We start from the raw sequence: 16,520 nt of genomic DNA on the forward strand, positions 1-16,520 counted from the left end.
AGCTCTGGACATCGGCTGAACAGAGGCAATTGATTCGCGATAATGACAACCTAATACGTCGAAGTTGTCCGCAAGCTATAGAGATGCTGTATCCGCCTCACGCTCGCGCCGGCTGGGCAGACCAAAGGCAATGGCACCCAGCGCCCCTTGCACCAGCGCATACACGCCATAGATCAGCCCCACACCGACGGCCAAGGCTGCTGGCACGCCAAAGGGAGCCAACGCCGCCGCACTGGCCGCTTCACGCGTGCCCCAGCCGCCCACGCTGACAGGCAAGGCCGCCATCAGAAAAATGGGGGCCATCGCAAAGGCCCAGGCGGCCAGGTCCAGATGGATGCCCAGCGCCAGCCCGCCCAGCGCCAGAGCAGCGGCAGACAGCAGCTGCACCAGCGCAGAAGAGCCTGCCTGTACCAGCATCTGGCGGTTGAAGTCTGGCCGTGCAGCGGCCTGCAGCAAGGGCTGCAACCAACCCGGCAGGCTGGCCGCCTGGCGCTGGCCCAGCCACCACAGCAGCAGCCAAGGCAGCGCAATCCAGACGATGACGCCGAGGACCATCAAGACCTGCAGCGCCAGCGGAGAGATATGCAGCACAGGCGCCAAGGCGCTGGCGGACAGCGCCGCGCCGATGGCGCCAATGGCACAGAGCATCCACAGCCCGCTGAAGCGGTCGAGCAGCACCGACAGCGAGGCAGCGGCCTTGCCCTGGCCACTGCGCTGCAGCACCACGGCGCGGTAGACGTCACCCCCCACCACGGCGCCGGGCAGCAAGGCATTCAGCCCAATCGCCTGGAAATACCAGCGCAGCGCATCGGGCCAGCGCATCGGTGCGCCCAGCCACTGCGCCAGTGCACGCCAGCGCCAGGCAGACACCACGTTCGACGCGATGGCTGCCGCCAGCCCCGCCAGCAGCCAGCGCCCGTCAGCGGCACGCAGGCGGGCCCAGAGGGCGGCAGGGTCGGCAAAATAGGCCACGGCGCCCAGCAAAGCGGCGCCACACAAGGCCTTGATGCAGGCTTTTTGTGTACGGTTCACACCAGGCGGCGCTTAAAGACTCGAAGCGGCAGCGGGCTGCACAGTCTGCTCGCGCGCTGTGTGGGCATCCAGGCGCACCATGCGGGGGGTGCCGCCGGTCTCGTCGATCACATAGTCGTCCGCATAGTACTGGCGGCCACCACCGGACTCGTAGTAGATGCGGGTCAGCAGCTCACCGATCAGGCCGGCGGCGACAAAGGTCATGCCCATCAGCACCAGCATCACGCCAATGATCAGCAGGGGCCGCCCGCCAATGCTCTCGCCCATCAGCTTGACGATGAACAGGTAGGCCAGGATCAGAAAGCCGGGGGTGGCCAGCCACAGGCCCAGTCCGCCAAAGGCGTGCAGCGGGCGCTGGCGGTAGCGCATCAGGAAGACCATCAGGATCAAATCCAGAATCACGCGGAAGGTGCGGTCAATGCCGTACTTGGAGACGCCGGCCGTGCGGGCGTGGTGGCGCACCGGCACTTCGGTGATGCGGGCACCGGCATCGCGCGCCAGCGAGGGGATGAAGCGGTGCAGCTCACCGTAGAGGTGCACGCGGTCGATGATGTGGCGCCGGTAGGCCTTGAGTGCGCAGCCGTAGTCGTGCAGCTGCACGCCGGTGGCGTTGGAGATCAGGCGGTTGGCAATCTTGGACGGCAGCTTGCGCGAGATGGCGGCATCCTGGCGGTCCTTGCGCCAGCCGGAGACCATATCGACGCTCGGGTCGGTCTCCAGGCGGTTGAGCAGCAGAGGAATGTCGTCGGGCTCGTTTTGCAGGTCGGCGTCCAGGGTCACCACATAGCGGCCCTGCACCCGGTCAAAACCGGCCTGCAACGCGCTGGACTGGCCATAGTTGCGCGCGAGGATCACCGGGCGCAGCCAGGGGCGCGTGGCAGCCAGCTCCAGCAGGCGCTTGGCGCTGTCGTCCTTGGAGCCATCGTCGACGGCAATCAGCTCATAGCTCAGCGGCTGCGAGCGCATGGCCGCGTCAATCCGGTCGACCAGGGCGATCAGATTGTCGAACTCGTTGTAGATGGGGACGACGATGGAAACAGCAGGGGACATAAAGGGCACATTGCAAAAAGCCGCTCAAACAGGCGGCTGGACCGGTACCGGAAACGGTGTGCGGCGCAGCCCAACCGGGGTGGGCGACTCTTCTGGCATTGGTAAAACAGCGGTCGCCTATACTACCTGATCCGCTTTTTCCTCTGCTGCTGATGCGACAGGCTGGTGCCGCGCCTTGGGGCTGCGGGCCCTGTATGCACCAGCATTTCATGTTTCTGCCATGACGTCTGCGTCCCCCTCCCCCGCCAAAGATTGGCAGTCCCAGCTCTACCGCCACCCCTTGGCCTGGGTGCTGGTGCTGGCCTGTGCACATGTCATCTCGCGCGTGGCCATCTCGGACGGCATGAAATGGGACGAGTCCGAACAAATCCTCTGGTCCCAGCAGTTTCTGTTGGGCTACGGCGCCCAGCCGCCCGCCTACAGCTGGCTGCAATGGCTGGTGGGCCAGCTGCTGGGCCCCACGGTGCTGTCGCTGTCGCTGGTCAAGCACAGCCTGATCGTGCTCACCTATGTGCTGGCCTGGCAAACCGGCCGCGCGCTGCTGCCGGCCAAGGGCGCCTTCTGGGTCGCTGGCGGCCTGCTGCTGATGCTGCCGTTTGGCTGGGACAGCGTGCGCGACCAGACCCACACCATTCTGGTGACCGCGATGACCTTTGGCGCCTGGTGGATGGCCTTGCGCCAGGTGCGCGCACCGGCGCTGGTCAATTTTGTCGGCCTGGGCATCTTCTGCGGCGTGGGCATGCTGGCCAAATACAGCTTTGCGATGCTGATCGCCGTGTTTGCCGTGGCCGCCTTCAGCGTGCCCCAGGTGCGCCGGGCGCTGCTGGGCCGGGGCTGGTGGCTGGCGCCCTTGATTGGCCTGCTGATCTTTGCGCCACATGGCTACTGGCTGCTGCACCACTGGCGTGAGGCCACGACCGAAACCATCCACAAGATGGACATCTCCACCCAGGTGTCCCACCTCAAGGGCCTGGGCGCCTTGGCGGCCGCCGTGTTCTCGACATTGGGCCTGTGGCTGCTGGTCAGCCTGGCCAGCTACCGCAGCCGTTTGTGGAAAACCGAGCCCGCTGCAGATGCGCCCCTGCCGGAATGGCGTGTCTGGGCCTGGCCGCTGCTGTGGCGCTATCTGGCCCTGGTGTTTGCCATCCTGGTGGGCATGGTGCTCGTGGGCGATGTCAGCAGCTTCAAGCAGCGCTGGGTGCTGCCGCTGACGGCTGTGGCGCCGCTGGCCTTGTATGTATGGCGCCCGCGCCTGCTGGCCGATGGCGTGGGCCGGGGCTACACCACCACGGTGCTGGTGTTTGCGCTGGTCTTTCTGACCCTGGCCACCGTGCGCCCCTGGCAGTCCAACCTGCGCAAGGATCCGGACGAGCTCAACCACCCCGTCGCGCAGCTGAGCGCGTCGCTGGCTGCTGCTGGCTACGACGGCCAAGGCGTCATCGTCGGCTCGGACAACATGGTCGCGGCGATGCTGCGCTCGCGCAACCCCCGGGCCTATGCGACGGCCTGCACGGCCGAGTTTGGCCGCATGGCCGACTGCCTCGCTCAGGCCCGCGCCAAGGCCGCGCAAACCGGCAGCGGCCTGCTGTACATTGCCCGCATGGACAAGGCCATGCCTGCCTGGTGGGAGCCGGTGCTGGCCACGGCGCCCGGCGCCGCCATCCAAGATCTGACCCTTCCGTTTTCCCATATGCGTGCCAGCACGCCGCCCATGCACTACCAGTTTGTGTGGCTGCCCGCACCCATCACACCATGAAACCTGTTCTCGTCACCGGCGCTGCCGGCTTTATCGGCATGCACTGCGCCTTGCGCCTGTTGGAGCGGGGCCTGCCCGTTGTCGGCATCGACAACCTCAACAGCTACTACGACGTCGCGCTCAAGCAGGCCCGGCTCGCGCAGCTGCAAAGCCATCCCCATTTCCGCTTCATCCAGCTCGATCTGGCCGACCGCGCCGGCATGGCCGCGCTGTTTGACGAGATCAAGCCCCAGCGCGTGCTGCACCTGGCCGCCCAGGCAGGGGTGCGCTACTCCATCGACCAGCCCGACGACTACACGGATTCGAACCTGCTGGGCTTTGGCCATGTGCTGCAGGGCTGCCGCAAGCACCAGGTCGCGCACCTGGTCTATGCGAGCAGCTCCAGCGTCTACGGCGGCAATGCCAAGATGCCTTATGCAGAGAGCGATGCGATCGACCACCCGATCAGCTACTACGCGGCCACCAAGAAGGCCAACGAGCTGATGGCGCACACCTACTCGCACCTCTACCAGATGCCCACCACCGGGCTGCGCTTTTTCACGGTCTACGGGCCCTGGGGCCGGCCGGACATGGCCTTGTTCAAGTTCACCAAGGCCATGCTGGCGGGCGAGACCATCGACGTCTATGGCAATGGCCAGCTGGTGCGCGATTTCACCTTCATCGACGACATCGTCGAAGGCATTCTGCGTGTGCTGGACAAACCCGCCACGCCCGATGCCAGCTATGATCCTCTGCAGCCCAACCCGGGCACCAGCACCGCGCCCTACCGCATCTTCAACATCGGCAACAGCCAGCCCACCGTGCTGATGGACTACATCGCAGCACTGGAATCCGCGCTGGGCATGCAGGCCCACAAGCGCATGCTGCCCATCCAGCCGGGCGACATGCACAGCACCTCGGCCGACACCCGGGCCTTGCAGGCCTGGGTGCAGTTCGCCCCTTCTTTCACTGTCACAGACGGGATCCAGCGCTTTGTCGACTGGTACCGCTCGTTCTACCGCGTATGAAAGTCACTGTTTTTGGAACCGGCTATGTCGGTCTTGTTCAAGGTGCCGTGCTGGCCGATGTCGGCCACCAGGTGCTGTGTGTCGATGTCGATGCGGCCAAGGTCGCCGCGTTGCAGGCCGGCCAGATCCCCATCCATGAGCCGGGCCTGGACAAGCTCGTCACCAGCAACCATGCCAACGGGCGGCTGCGCTTTACCACCGATGCGGCCCTGGGCGTCAGCCACAGCGAGGTGATCTTCCTGGCCGTGGGCACGCCCCCCGATGAGGACGGCAGCGCCGACCTGCAGTACGTGCTGGCCGTGGCCCGCACCATTGCCCAGCACATGGATGGCCCGCGCATCGTCATCAACAAATCCACCGTGCCGGTAGGCACCGCCGACAAGGTGCGCGCCGTGATCGCCGAGGGCCTGGCCGCAAGGGGCGCCAGCTACGGTTTCGATGTGGTGTCGAACCCGGAATTCCTCAAGGAAGGCGCCGCCGTGGCCGACTGCCAGCGGCCCGACCGCATCATCATCGGCACCAGCAACCCCGCGTCAGAGGCACGGCTGCGCGAGCTGTATGCGCCCTTCAACCGCAACCACGACAAGATCGTGGTGATGGATGTGCGCAGCGCCGAGCTGACCAAGTACGCCGCCAACGCGATGCTGGCCACCAAGATCAGCTTCATGAACGAGATCGCCAACCTGGCCGAGCGCCTGGGCGCCAATGTGGAAGCGGTGCGCCGCGGCATCGGCAGCGACCCGCGCATTGGCTACCACTTCATCTACCCCGGTGTGGGTTATGGCGGCAGCTGCTTCCCCAAGGATGTGAAAGCCCTGGTGCGCACCGCCGAGGAAATCGGCTTCGACCCCTTGCTGCTCAACGCCGTCGAGGCCCGCAATGCCGCCCAGCGCCATGTGCTGTTCGAGCGCATCAGCGCCTTCTACGGCGGCCAGTTGCAGGGCAAGACGGTTGCGCTGTGGGGCCTGGCCTTCAAGCCCAACACCGATGACATGCGCGAGGCGCCCAGCCGCACCCTGCTGGAATCGCTGTGGGCCGCAGGCGCCCGCGTTCAGGCCTATGACCCCGTCGCGATGCAGGAGGCCCAGCGCATCTATGGCGCGCGCAGCGATCTGGTGCTGGCCGCCGACCCCGAGGCCACCTTGCAAGGCGCCGACTGCCTGGCCATCGTCACCGAGTGGCAGATCTTCCGCGCGCCCGATTTTGGCCAGTTGGCCCAGCGCCTGCGCGACCGCATGATTTTTGATGGCCGCAACCTCTATGACCCGGCGCTGGTAGCCGGTTATGGCCTGGGCTATGTGTCCATCGGCCGCCAGCCGGTCCCGCGCAGCGAATAAGGCGCCCGCTGGTCAGCCCCAAAAAAAGCGAGTCTTGGCACTCGCTTTTTGCTGGCTGAAGGGCTGTCATAGCAGCCCGCAGCCCGCTTATTTGTCGCCCGCCACCTGGCCATCAAAGCGCATGTCGGCATAGGCCACGGTGCGGCTGCCTTTGGCCAGGCGGTAGCCCCACCAGATCAGCAGGAACACCGGCAGGCCGATATAGGTGGCGACCACACCGCCCCAGTCGATCTGGTCCTTCAGGAAGGCCTCGTAGTTCTGCCCCAGGGTGATGACCAGGCACAGCACAAACGCAAAGATGGGGCCGAACGGGAACCAGGGCGAGACATAGGGCAGCTGCGACACCTGATGGCCCTGCGCCAGAAAGCCCTTGCGGAAGCGGTAATGGCTGATCGCAATGCCCAGCCAGGCGATGAAGCCGGTCATGCCCGACAGGTTGAGCAGCCACAGGTAGACCGTCTGCGGGCTGAACAGAAAGCTGAAAAAGCACAGGCCGGCCATCACCGTGGTCGCCAGCAAGGCCATCACCGGCACGCCGTGGCGCGAGAGGCGGCCAAAAATGCGCGGGGCCATGCCCTGGCAGGCGAGGGTGTAGAGCATGCGGGTGGAGGCATACATGCCCGAGTTACCGGCCGACAGCACCGAGGTCAGCACCACCGCATTCATGATGACGGCCGCCGACAGCAGGCCTGCTTTCTCAAACACCAGGGTGAAGGGGCTGACGCTGATATCGCCCACATCGTTGCGCAACAGGTGCGGGTCGGTATAGGCAACCAGCGAGCCGATCACCGCAATGGCCAGCACATAAAACAGCAGAATGCGCCAGAACACCTGGCGCACTGCGCGCGGAATGTTCTTGGCCGGGTTCTCGGACTCGGCCGCTGCAATGCCGATCAGCTCGGTGCCCTGGAAGGAAAAGCCCACGATCATCGCCACACCGATCAGGGCCGCAAAGCCACCGGCAAACGGCGCATCGGCCACCTGCCAGTTGGCAATGGCGCCCCAGACGCCGTCGGTCGGGCCGCCTTTGAGAATGCCAAAAATCATCGCCACACCCAGCGCAATGAACACCAGCACCGTCGTCACCTTGATCGCCGCGAACCAGTACTCGGCCTCGCCAAAACCTCGCACCGAGATGGCATTGAGGGCCACCATCAGCATCAGGAACAGCGCGCTCCACCAGTAGCCCGGCACATCGGGGAACCAGTAGGCCATCACCAGCTGCGAGGCCACCAGGTCCACCGCAATCGTGATCGCCCAGTTGTACCAGTAGTTCCAGCCCAGCGCGAAGCCAAAGCCCTCGTCCACGTAGCGCGCGCCATAGGTGGCAAACGAGCCCGACACCGGCATGAAGGCCGCCAGCTCGCCCAGGCTGGTCATCAGGAAGTAGACCATCAGGCCGATGACGCCATAGGCCAGCAGCGCCCCGCCGGGCCCCGCCTGCGCAATGGTGGCACCCGATGCCACAAACAGCCCCGTACCGATGGAGCCACCAATGGCAATCATCGACAAATGGCGTGCCTTGAGATCACGGCGCAGTTCATTGACTGGCGCGCAAGAAGAGGGAGACCCAGAACCCGGCATAAACAAAAAAGCATGGCCGCAAGCGCCATGCCGACAATGACAAGGCCGCCATTATCGGGTTTTCCCCTGGCCTGCGGTAGTGGCCGCCCACAATTCCGCTACAGGGCCTGTGTTTCCCTTTCGCGGTCCAGGTCTCAGGCCAAGGTCAGGGTCTGGCTGATCGACCACGGCTGGCCCGGCGCCAGCAGCACCGGCGTGTCGATGCTCGCGGCCTCCACACAGAGCATCTGGCGCCAGCCGTCATCGGGCATATCGGCCAGGCTGTGGCTCAGTCGTACGCCCGGGTTCCAGACCACCACCTCGCTGGCCGTGCTGCTGTGGGCAATCTCCAGCCTGCGGCCGCCGGGCAGATCGCGCTGCTCAAGCTGCAGCACCGTGCCCGCTGCGCCAGGCGTGGAGAACACCCGGTCAAAGCCCTGCTCAGTGGTCGCGGCAAAGCCTACATCGCCCGGCGGCTGCACAAAGCGGGTATCGGCCAGCGCATCCCAGCAGGCCAGGCCCTGCAGACCGGAAAGCGCCGTTTGCGCCACATCGTCGACCTGCAGGTAGCTGTGCAGCGCGCAGGTCATCGACCAAGGTACCTCGTCGGTGTTCTGTACATCCAGGCCAATGGTGAGCTGGCGGGCATGCACCGTGATGCGCAACCGGGCATCAAAGGCATGCGGCCAAAAGGCCCGGGTGGCCGCGCTGTCCGTCAGCTGCATCACGATACCGTCTCCATCGGCCTGCAGCATCTGCCAGCGCAGGTTGCGCGCAAAGCCATGCTTGGGCAAAGGCCCGCGCACATTGAACTGTGGAAAGCACACCGGCACGCCGCCGCGAATGGCGGCCTGGCCATCGCGCAGGCTGGCGGGGCTCAGGTACAGGTGCTCGCGGCCATCAGCCGTCTTCCAGGACAACAGCTGCGCGCCCTGCTCCGCCACCACGGCCGACGATCCATCGGCCCACTGGGCACACCAGGCGGGAAAGCCTTCGTAGCTGATTCGGGTCCACGCATGCGCCATCTGTTTTGCTCCTGTGAAGGCAGCCATTGTGACATTGGCAGCGGCCCTGGCCGCCGCTGGCAAGCCATACAGCGGACAGTAAAAAGGACAGCCGTAGCTGTCCTTGGTAGATGCGGTATTGAAGCAAGTGCCCCGCCGCAGCCGGGCACGCTGGCTATCAATATTCCCAGAAAATGCGCTGGATTTCCTTGGGGTCGTTGGTCTTGGTCAGTGCCAATGCGGCCAGCAGACGGGCTTTTTCCGGACGCAGGTCATGCGCAACTACCCAGTCGTACTTGTCATCCGGCTGCTCTGCATTGCGCAGCACAAAGCCATAAGGCACACGTGCCGAGCGGATCACCTGCACGCCCTTGCTGCGCGCTTCCTGCAGTGCAGGCACGATGCGGTCTGCCACCGAGCCATTGCCGGTGCCGGCATGCACGATCGCCTTGGCGCCGGTGCCGACGAAGGCATCGATCGCGGTGCGCGGCACATTGCCGTAGCTGTAGACCACTTCCACCGCCGGCAGGCTGGTGATGGAGTCGATGTTGAACTCGGACTGCATCGTGTGGCGCTTGACCGGGGCACGGAACCAGTAGTTCTTGCCCTCGACCACCATGCCCAGCGGACCCCACTGGCTTTGGAACGCGCTGGTCTTGATGTTCACATCCTTGTTCACATCCCGCGCGGTCTGGATCTCGTCATTCATCGTCACGACCACGCCCTTGCCTTCGGCATCCTTGGAGGCGGCGACGCTGACGGCGTTGACCAGGTTCAAAGCGCCATCGGCCGACAGCGCCGTGCCTGGGCGCATCGAACCGACCACGACGATGGGCTTGTTGGTGTGCACCGTCAGGCTCAGAAAGTAGGCCGTCTCGGCCAGGGTGTCGGTACCGTGGGTGATGACCACACCGTCGACATCCGGCTGCTTGACCAGCGCGGAGACGCGCTTGGCCAGCACCAGCAGGTTGTCATTGGTAAAGCTCTCGGATGCAATCTGGAAGACCTGCTCACCGCGCACCTGGGCCACCTTGGACAGCTCCGGCAGGCCTGCCAGCAGCTTGTCGACCGGTACCTTGGCGGCACTGTAGGTGGCGCTGTTCATCGCCGATGCACCGGCGCCAGCAATCGTGCCACCGGTGGCCAGCACGACGACATTGCGCTGGCCTTGCTGTGCGGGCTGGCTCGCAGCTGCGGGAGCAGCGGCAGCCGCAACGGGAGTCGCAGGAGCGGACTCCACCATCTTGGTGGATTGCGGGCTGCTGGCGCAGGCGCCCAGGCTCAAGCTGATCGCCAGGGTCACGGCACTCAGTGCGGGAAGCCTCCAGCGGGCGTTCTGGGATGAATGGGTCATCGATTGGGATGGCATCAGTAGCACCTCGTGTCAAAAGCCGCTATCTTAGAAACTGTGTGCGGGCCGCGCATTGGTGAACACACCTATGGTTTTTTGCAAGCCCATAGGCTCCAAGATTGACGCCCAGGCGACGATTCGCCGACACAAAGACACAGACATATCTAGGGCTATGTTGGCCGCCGGCCAAGGGGGTTGCCAGCGCCGCTAGACTTGCCGGATCGGGGTTGTTACCACTGTCAATATCAACAGGTTCTGGCGTTGCGCAAGCCGCAGCAGCCAGGCCGCAGGTCTGCGCGGTGTGCCTGCCTGTTGCGCACGGCACAGGCACGGCCGCAGGCCCATTGCAGGAGAAGAGTGCATGTTTTCGTTTTTCGAGCGGCGGGTGCCGCCCTATCCCAGCGCCGAGCCCCAGGTTCCGCCCAAGGGGTTTTTTGCTTTCATGTGGGCCTGTACCCAGGGCATGCGTGGCTGGATCGGCCTGCTCACGGCCACATCGGCGCTGCTGGCCGTCTATGAAGCGATGCTGTTTGCGGTGATGGGCCATGTGGTCGACTGGCTGGCAACGATGTCGCCCAACAACTTCTGGGCTGAGCAGGGCGGCACCGTGCTGGGCATCGTCGGCGTGCTGCTGGGCAGTGTGCTGCTGCTGGCGCTGCACACGCAGGTGATGCACCAGGTGCTGGCCATCAACTTTCCGATGCGGCTGCGCTGGGTCTTCCACCGGCTGATGCTGGGCCAGAGCATGTCCTTCTACGCCGACGAGTTTGCCGGCCGCATTACGACCAAGATCATGCAGACGGCGCTGTCCGTACGCGAAGTGGTGTTCATGATTGTCGATGTGCTGGTCGGCGTGAGCGTCTACATGATCGGTATCCTGGTCCTCGCAGCCAGCTTTGAATGGCGGCTGATGATTCCGTTCCTGCTGTGGCTGCTGGCCTATATCGGCGCCTGCTTCTTCTTTGTGCCGCGCCTGGGCAAGATCGGCAAGGCCCAGGCCGATGCGCGCTCGATGATGACCGGCCGCGTGACCGACGCCTATACGAATATCGCCACCGTCAAGCTGTTCGCCCATACCAAGCGCGAGGCCGAGTACGCCCGCAGCGCGATGGAAGCCTTCAAGCAGACCGGCCATGCGCAGATGCGCCTGGTGAGCCTGTTCGAGATCACCAACCACCTGATGATCACCCTGCTGCTGCTGGGTGCCTCGGGTACCGCGCTGTACCTGTGGCTCAATGGCCAGGCCAGCGCCGGCGTGGTGGCCGCCGTGATCGCGATGGCACTGCGCCTGATGGGCTATTCGCATTGGGTAATGTGGCAGATGACGGGGCTGTTTGAAAACGTCGGCACCATCCAGGACGGCATCAACACCCTGACCAAGCCGCGCAGCATTGTCGATGCCAGCGACGCCAAGCCGCTGGTGGTGCAGCAAGGCCGCATCGAGTTCGACAACGTCAGCTTTGCCTACAAGGATGCCGGACGCCCGGTCATCGACCAGCTGAACCTGACCATCAACCCCGGCGAGCGCATCGGCCTCATTGGCCGCTCGGGCGCCGGCAAGTCGACCCTGGTCAACCTGCTGCTGCGCTTCCACGATCTGGCCGGTGGCCAGATCCGCATCGATGGGCAGGACATCGCCAAGGTCACGCAGGACAGTCTGCGCAGCAATATCGGCATGGTGACGCAGGACACCTCGCTGCTGCACCGCTCGATGCGCGACAACATCCTGTATGGCCGCCCCGATGCCAGCGAAGAAGACATGCGCCGCGCCACCGAGCGGGCCGAGGCCTCGGACTTCATCAGCACCCTGAGCGACCGCTTTGGCCGCACCGGCTACGACGCCCAGGTGGGTGAGCGCGGCGTCAAGCTCTCGGGCGGCCAGCGCCAGCGCGTGGCCATTGCCCGCGTGATGCTGAAGGACGCGCCCATCCTGCTGCTGGACGAGGCTACCAGCGCATTGGACAGCGAGGTCGAAGCCGCCATCCAGGAAAGCCTGGACAGCCTCATGCATGGCAAGACCGTCATCGCGATCGCGCACCGCCTGTCCACCATCGCCGCGATGGACCGCTTGATCGTCATGGACAAGGGCCAGATCATCGAGCAGGGCAGCCACCAGCAACTGCTGGCCCAAGGCGGCATCTATGCCAAGCTGTGGGCCCACCAGAGTGGCGGCTTCCTGGCCGAGCCGGTCGATGGACCTTTGTAGGCAACACCATGACCATCGAGCTGAAAAAGGACGTGCACGACCGTGCCGTCCAATCCATCGAACGCTACTTCGAGCAGACCCAGGGCGAGCGCATCGGCAACATGACGGCCTCGGCCCTGCTCGGCTTCTTCCTGCAGGAAATCGGGCCCAGCCTCTACAACCAGGGCGTGGCCGATGCCCAGGCCCGTATGCACGAGCGCCTGCAGGAGCTCGACTACGAGGTGCATGAGGACGAGTTTGGCTATTGGAAAAGCCCCGCAACGCCCAAACGGGGATTGCGGGGCTGAGCGGCCTGCCAGCACCCGCCTGCGCGGACAGCGCTGCCCGTTACTGCTGCGCTGAAGGGCAGGCGCGGTGGCAAGGCGCTCAGGGTTTGAGCAGCACCTTGCCTTTGCGGCCGGGCTGCAGGCTGGCCGCTGCGGCCTGGGCCGCATCGGCCAGGTCATAGATGGCTTCGGTCGGCAGCTTGAGCTCCCCGCCCAGGATGCGCTGCATCAGCTCGCCCAGCAGGCGCCGCTTGTCCTGCGCGGACATGGCCTCGCTCACCTTGCTGCCCCAAAAGCCTTTGACGGTGGCCTGTTTGAATATCATCGCGCCCGAGTCGATCTGCATCGGCTCGCCCGCCATGGTGCCGAATGACACCAGGGTGCCGCCCTCGCCCAACAATGCCAGCAGCGCGGCGCTGGCCGCTCCGCCGATCGAATCAACGGCCGCATGGGCGCCGCCCGGACCCAGCAGAGCGCTGGCGCTTTGCTGCCAGCCGTCCTGTGCGGTCGACAGCACATGGGCGATCCCCAGACCGCTCAGCTCCTGCACACCCGCGTCGCGGCGCACCAGGTTGAGCACATGCACACCGCGTGCGCTCGCCAGCATCGCCAGTGTCTTGCCGACCGCGCCGTTGGCCGTGTTCTGGGCAATCCACTGGCCCGGCGCGACCTGCAGGAACTCCAGCAGCATCAGCGCGCTGAGCGGCATCGCGATGAGCTGTGCCGCCACGTCGTCGGGGATGGCGTCAGGCACCGGCACCAGCTGGCGTGCGGGGGCCAGAAAGTACTCCGCCCAGGTGCCGTGAACCCCGGCGACGGCCACGCGCTGTCCCACGGTGACGCCCTCGACGTCCGGCCCCAGCGCCTCGACCATGCCGACCGCCTCACTGCCGCCAATCGCCGGCAACTCGGGCTTGTAGCCATAGCGGCCCCGGATGGTCCACAGGTCATGGTTATGGATAGGCGCCAGCAAGGTCTGGATGCGGACTTCGCCAGCAGCCGGCTCGGGCTTGGGCAGGCTGCCCAGGCTCAGCACGTCGGAAGGCTCGCCAAAGGTGGTATGCATCGCACTGCGCATGGTGTGTCCTTTCAAGCCAGTTGGGTGAGCAAGGCCTCGGCCACCGCTTCACTGCTCGCAGGGTTCTGGCCGGTGACCAAGGGACCGTCCACCTCCACATGCACCTGCCAATCAGCGCCTTTGCGGTAATCGCCGCCCAAGCCTTTGAACGCATCTTCCAGAAGAAAGGGCACCACAGCCGTCAAGCCGACCGCCTCTTCTTCGCTGTTGCTAAAGCCGGTCACGCGCCGGCCCGCCACCAGCGGTTGTCCACCGGCGGTCTTGACCTTGATGAGTGCACCCGGGGCATGGCAGACCAGACCCAGTGGCTTGCCTGCCTGCGCAAAGGATTCCAGCAGCGCGATGGAGTGCGCATCCTGGGCCAGATCCCACAGCGGGCCATGGCCGCCAGGGTAGAAGACGGCGTCGAAGTCATCGGGCTGGATCTGTGCCAGTGGCACGGTCTTGGCCAGCGCCGCCTGGGCCTGCGGATCCTTGCGGAAGCGCTCGGTGGCAGGCGTCTGGGCATCGGGCTCGTCACTCTTGGGGTCCAGAGGCGGCTGTCCGCCCAGCGGAGATGCCAGCGTGATCTGGGCACCTGCGTCCTGGAAGACGTAATAGGGCGCGGCAAATTCTTCGAGCCAGAAGCCCGTCTTGCGGCCCGTGCCGCCAAGACGGTCGTGCGAGGTCAGTACAAACAGAACTTTCATGGGGAACTCCTTGGAGGTTAATGCGCAGGGGTGGAGGAGGATGCAGAGGCCGCCGCCTCGCAGCGCAGCAGGTGCACGGTCGCAAGCCGCGCCTGTTGCAGTGACGATCGGTCCTGGCTCAGCTTGGCGAGCAAGGCTGCGCCCAGCCACATCTGGTACAGCACGTGCGCCAGGCCCAGCGACGGCGCACCAGCGGGCAAGGAGCCATCGGCCCTTGCCTCGTCAATCCATGCGGCAATCCGGGCCAGCAGGCGCTGCACCCCGGTGTCCAGCACCCGCCGCATGTCTTCGGACAGATCGGCCACCTCGGCTGCCAGCTTGACGACCAGGCATTCCTCGGCCCAGCCGCAGCCAGCATCGCCGGGTGCTTCGATCCAGGCATCCCAGTAGCGCATCAGGCGTTGATAGCCCGTGCCTTCTGCGGCCTGCAGCCCGTCGACCTTGCGGCCATAGCCATCGACATACTGCTGGAGCAGCGCGCAGCCAAAAGCCTCTTTCGACGGGAAGTAGTGGTAGAACGAACCCTTGGGGACGTTGCAGGTCTTCAGGATTTCCAGCAAGCCCAGGGCAGCAAAGCCTTTGCGCAGCACGAGCTGGTGCCCGGTATCGAGGATGTGCTGGCGGGTCGCTTCCGCCTTCTTGGTCAGGGTCATGTGCTGCATTGTAGTTAAAAATAGACCAGTCGTCTATTTCTTGTGAATCTAGACCTGCCAAAAGGCGGCAGCAGATGCAGCCACACGGTCCACAGCTCCCCCCACCAAGGCGCCACCCGCATCCGGCCCGCCCTGCGCATCCGGCGGCCACTGACATCCGATCCGCGCCAGCGCCCGCCCCAGATGCTGCGGCATGTCTTAAGCTTGCAGTCTTGCCTTAGCGCGCCAGCCCCACAGAAAGCCTGCCCGATGACCGATCTCTCTTCGATGCCCGACCCCGAGGCAGCCGTACAGCGGCTGGCGCAGTTCTATCAGCAGCTCGCGCCTTCCGATCTCGACAGGCTGGGCGACTACTATGCGGCGGATGCCTTCTTCAAGGATCCATTCAACGCGGTGCGCGGCGTGCCCGCCATCACCGCCATCTTTGTGCATATGTTTGCGGCCTTGCAGGAGCCGCGCTTTGTCATCACACGCACACTGGCGCGGGACCGCAGCGCAGCGCTGGAATGGGAATTCCACTTTCGCTTCCAGCGCTGGCGCCCCCAAGTGGCGCAGTGCATAAGGGGTGTGTCGTGGCTGAGCCTGGATGCCCAGGGGCGCGTCTCACACCACCGCGATTACTGGGATACCGCCGAAGAGGTGTATGAGAAATTGCCGGCACTGGGCGTGCTGATGCGCTGGCTGCGACGCAGTGGCTCGGCGCCAGCGGCCAACGCGGGCGGTCCGCCGGGCGGCGCGTGACCGGTGCGCGGCGTGCCGTGCCGAGTGCGGTGCGGACGGCAGCGCCGCAGACGCGCCCGCCTCAGCGCAGGCCAGGTGCAGCGGCTGCGCCCGTCAGGCCGTCAAAGGTGGTCCCGGTCACCCAGTCAATGATCTGGTCATGGGTGTACTGGCCCGAGTCGTTGAGCAGGCCCAGCACCGGATCGCAGGCACGCGCAAACAAGGTATAGAGCACCAGCTCGGCAGGCAAGGCCGCTGGCAGTTGGCCGCCGGTCTGGGCCTCGGTGATCCAGATGCTGAGCCGGTTGCTCAGCGCAATGAGGCGGTCCATGTAGGCATCGTTGGATTGCAGCGACGCGCTGAGGTTGGAGTTTTGCGCCGGCAGCGAGGGCATTTGCCCTTCCAGCTGGGTGCGCATGGCCCAGCGCACCACCGCCTTCAACTGCTCCAGTGCCCCAATGGGCTGGCCGGACTCCGCCGCCTCTTCGGCCGCACTGCGCAAGCCATCGACAAAGGCCAACGCGCGGTCCAGCACCCCGACCATCGCAGCGCCGGCCAATTCCTCCTTCGACGTGAACAGCTTGTAGAGACTGGCCTTGGCCATGCCCGCTTCCGCCGCCACCTCGTCGACGGTCATCGCGTCGTAGCCCTTGGTCGCGAGCAGCCGGTTGACCGCCGTCACGATGGCCTCTTCACGCACACGCTGTATTTGTTCCTTGATGGCAGACCGAGCATTCATGCCGCCATTTTATGACGTCGAAGGTCAGGAAGAAAACTAAATGGTGCAAATTTGATATTTGTGGTTTAT

At 65.0% G+C, this 16,520-nt stretch carries 15 protein-coding genes; 6 read left to right on the forward strand and 9 right to left on the reverse strand.

What is annotated here, in order from left to right; genetic code table 11:
- Window positions 1–75: 75 nt before the first annotated feature.
- Window positions 76–1,032 (reverse strand): lysylphosphatidylglycerol synthase transmembrane domain-containing protein, encoded by a 957-nt coding sequence (locus MJ205_RS16890; protein WP_239809522.1) that lies wholly within the window; start codon window positions 1,030–1,032, stop codon window positions 76–78.
- A 12-nt stretch (window positions 1,033–1,044) separates the two neighbouring features.
- A complete protein-coding gene (locus tag MJ205_RS16895) occupies window positions 1,045–2,082 on the reverse strand; it encodes a glycosyltransferase family 2 protein (RefSeq protein ID WP_239809523.1) in 1,038 nt (345 codons plus the stop codon).
- A 220-nt stretch (window positions 2,083–2,302) separates the two neighbouring features.
- Here MJ205_RS16895 and MJ205_RS16900 point away from each other — a divergent pair, with 220 nt between their 5' ends.
- From MJ205_RS16900 to MJ205_RS16910, 3 genes are read left to right on the forward strand one after another with little or no spacing between them, the layout of a single operon-like run.
- Window positions 2,303–3,838, forward strand: a complete 1,536-nt coding sequence (locus MJ205_RS16900; protein ID WP_239809524.1) for an ArnT family glycosyltransferase — start codon at window positions 2,303–2,305, stop codon at window positions 3,836–3,838.
- The gene (locus MJ205_RS16905) at window positions 3,835–4,845 is read left to right on the forward strand and encodes an NAD-dependent epimerase (RefSeq protein ID WP_239809525.1); all 1,011 of its coding nucleotides are present in this window, start codon (window positions 3,835–3,837) and stop codon (window positions 4,843–4,845) included. Before MJ205_RS16900 ends, MJ205_RS16905 begins: the two co-directional genes overlap by 4 nt.
- Window positions 4,842–6,182: a UDP-glucose dehydrogenase family protein gene (locus MJ205_RS16910; RefSeq protein WP_239809526.1), complete on the forward strand. Its 1,341-nt coding sequence runs from the start codon at window positions 4,842–4,844 to the stop codon at window positions 6,180–6,182. The genes MJ205_RS16905 and MJ205_RS16910 overlap by 4 nt, the downstream gene beginning before the upstream one ends.
- 87 nt (window positions 6,183–6,269) lie before the next feature.
- Here MJ205_RS16910 and MJ205_RS16915 read toward each other — a convergent pair whose 3' ends face one another.
- The 3 genes from MJ205_RS16915 to MJ205_RS16925 form a co-directional block, all read right to left on the reverse strand.
- Window positions 6,270–7,766, reverse strand: a complete 1,497-nt coding sequence (locus MJ205_RS16915; RefSeq protein WP_239809527.1) for an amino acid permease — start codon at window positions 7,764–7,766, stop codon at window positions 6,270–6,272.
- Window positions 7,767–7,900: 134 nt separating this feature from the next.
- A complete protein-coding gene (locus MJ205_RS16920; protein WP_239809528.1) occupies window positions 7,901–8,770 on the reverse strand; it encodes a D-hexose-6-phosphate mutarotase in 870 nt (289 codons plus the stop codon).
- A 157-nt stretch (window positions 8,771–8,927) separates the two neighbouring features.
- Window positions 8,928–9,992 (reverse strand): type II asparaginase, encoded by a 1,065-nt coding sequence (locus MJ205_RS16925; protein WP_239812774.1) that lies wholly within the window; start codon window positions 9,990–9,992, stop codon window positions 8,928–8,930.
- A gap of 469 nt (window positions 9,993–10,461) precedes the next feature.
- Between MJ205_RS16925 and MJ205_RS16930 the strand changes: the two genes are divergently transcribed.
- Together MJ205_RS16930 and MJ205_RS16935 are read left to right on the forward strand one after the other, a co-directional pair.
- Window positions 10,462–12,306, forward strand: a complete 1,845-nt coding sequence (locus MJ205_RS16930; RefSeq protein ID WP_239809529.1) for an ABC transporter ATP-binding protein — start codon at window positions 10,462–10,464, stop codon at window positions 12,304–12,306.
- An 8-nt stretch (window positions 12,307–12,314) separates the two neighbouring features.
- The gene (locus MJ205_RS16935; protein WP_239809530.1) at window positions 12,315–12,593 is read left to right on the forward strand and encodes a DUF2164 domain-containing protein; all 279 of its coding nucleotides are present in this window, start codon (window positions 12,315–12,317) and stop codon (window positions 12,591–12,593) included.
- A 79-nt stretch (window positions 12,594–12,672) separates the two neighbouring features.
- On the opposite strand, the gene MJ205_RS16940 is transcribed toward MJ205_RS16935, so the two are convergent.
- Genes MJ205_RS16940 through MJ205_RS16950 form a run of 3 tightly spaced genes read right to left on the reverse strand, consistent with a single transcriptional unit; the run spans window position 12,673 to window position 14,992 of the window.
- Window positions 12,673–13,650 (reverse strand): zinc-binding dehydrogenase, encoded by a 978-nt coding sequence (locus tag MJ205_RS16940; protein ID WP_239809531.1) that lies wholly within the window; start codon window positions 13,648–13,650, stop codon window positions 12,673–12,675.
- 11 nt (window positions 13,651–13,661) lie between these two features.
- On the reverse strand, window positions 13,662–14,339 hold the full coding sequence (locus MJ205_RS16945; RefSeq protein WP_239809532.1) for a type 1 glutamine amidotransferase domain-containing protein: 678 nt from the start codon (window positions 14,337–14,339) through the stop codon (window positions 13,662–13,664).
- A 17-nt stretch (window positions 14,340–14,356) separates the two neighbouring features.
- The gene (locus MJ205_RS16950; RefSeq protein ID WP_239809533.1) at window positions 14,357–14,992 is read right to left on the reverse strand and encodes a TetR/AcrR family transcriptional regulator; all 636 of its coding nucleotides are present in this window, start codon (window positions 14,990–14,992) and stop codon (window positions 14,357–14,359) included.
- Window positions 14,993–15,241: 249 nt separating this feature from the next.
- Between MJ205_RS16950 and MJ205_RS16955 the strand changes: the two genes are divergently transcribed.
- Window positions 15,242–15,733, forward strand: a complete 492-nt coding sequence (locus tag MJ205_RS16955; protein ID WP_239809534.1) for a nuclear transport factor 2 family protein — start codon at window positions 15,242–15,244, stop codon at window positions 15,731–15,733.
- A 61-nt stretch (window positions 15,734–15,794) separates the two neighbouring features.
- Here the strand turns inward: MJ205_RS16955 and MJ205_RS16960 are convergent, their stop codons facing one another.
- The gene (locus MJ205_RS16960; protein ID WP_239809535.1) at window positions 15,795–16,451 is read right to left on the reverse strand and encodes a TetR/AcrR family transcriptional regulator; all 657 of its coding nucleotides are present in this window, start codon (window positions 16,449–16,451) and stop codon (window positions 15,795–15,797) included.
- Window positions 16,452–16,520 lie beyond the last annotated feature (69 nt).

Origin of the sequence: Comamonas sp. B21-038 (assembly GCF_022387135.1) — a bacterium.
GTDB classification, from domain to species: domain Bacteria; phylum Pseudomonadota; class Gammaproteobacteria; order Burkholderiales; family Burkholderiaceae_C; genus Comamonas; species Comamonas sediminis.

Coding starts and splice junctions, on each gene's coding strand:
- MJ205_RS16895 (WP_239809523.1), bottom strand. CDS start 2,082: ATGTCCCCTGCTGTTTCCATCGTCGTCCCCATCTACAACGAGTTCGAC.
- MJ205_RS16900 (WP_239809524.1), top strand. CDS start 2,303: ATGACGTCTGCGTCCCCCTCCCCCGCCAAAGATTGGCAGTCCCAGCTC.
- MJ205_RS16905 (WP_239809525.1), top strand. CDS start 3,835: ATGAAACCTGTTCTCGTCACCGGCGCTGCCGGCTTTATCGGCATGCAC.
- MJ205_RS16910 (WP_239809526.1), top strand. CDS start 4,842: ATGAAAGTCACTGTTTTTGGAACCGGCTATGTCGGTCTTGTTCAAGGT.
- MJ205_RS16915 (WP_239809527.1), bottom strand. CDS start 7,766: ATGCCGGGTTCTGGGTCTCCCTCTTCTTGCGCGCCAGTCAATGAACTG.
- MJ205_RS16920 (WP_239809528.1), bottom strand. CDS start 8,770: ATGGCGCATGCGTGGACCCGAATCAGCTACGAAGGCTTTCCCGCCTGG.
- MJ205_RS16925 (WP_239812774.1), bottom strand. CDS start 9,992: ATGGTGGAGTCCGCTCCTGCGACTCCCGTTGCGGCTGCCGCTGCTCCC.
- MJ205_RS16930 (WP_239809529.1), top strand. CDS start 10,462: ATGTTTTCGTTTTTCGAGCGGCGGGTGCCGCCCTATCCCAGCGCCGAG.
- MJ205_RS16935 (WP_239809530.1), top strand. CDS start 12,315: ATGACCATCGAGCTGAAAAAGGACGTGCACGACCGTGCCGTCCAATCC.
- MJ205_RS16940 (WP_239809531.1), bottom strand. CDS start 13,650: ATGCGCAGTGCGATGCATACCACCTTTGGCGAGCCTTCCGACGTGCTG.
- MJ205_RS16945 (WP_239809532.1), bottom strand. CDS start 14,339: ATGAAAGTTCTGTTTGTACTGACCTCGCACGACCGTCTTGGCGGCACG.
- MJ205_RS16950 (WP_239809533.1), bottom strand. CDS start 14,992: ATGACCCTGACCAAGAAGGCGGAAGCGACCCGCCAGCACATCCTCGAT.
- MJ205_RS16955 (WP_239809534.1), top strand. CDS start 15,242: ATGACCGATCTCTCTTCGATGCCCGACCCCGAGGCAGCCGTACAGCGG.
- MJ205_RS16960 (WP_239809535.1), bottom strand. CDS start 16,451: ATGAATGCTCGGTCTGCCATCAAGGAACAAATACAGCGTGTGCGTGAA.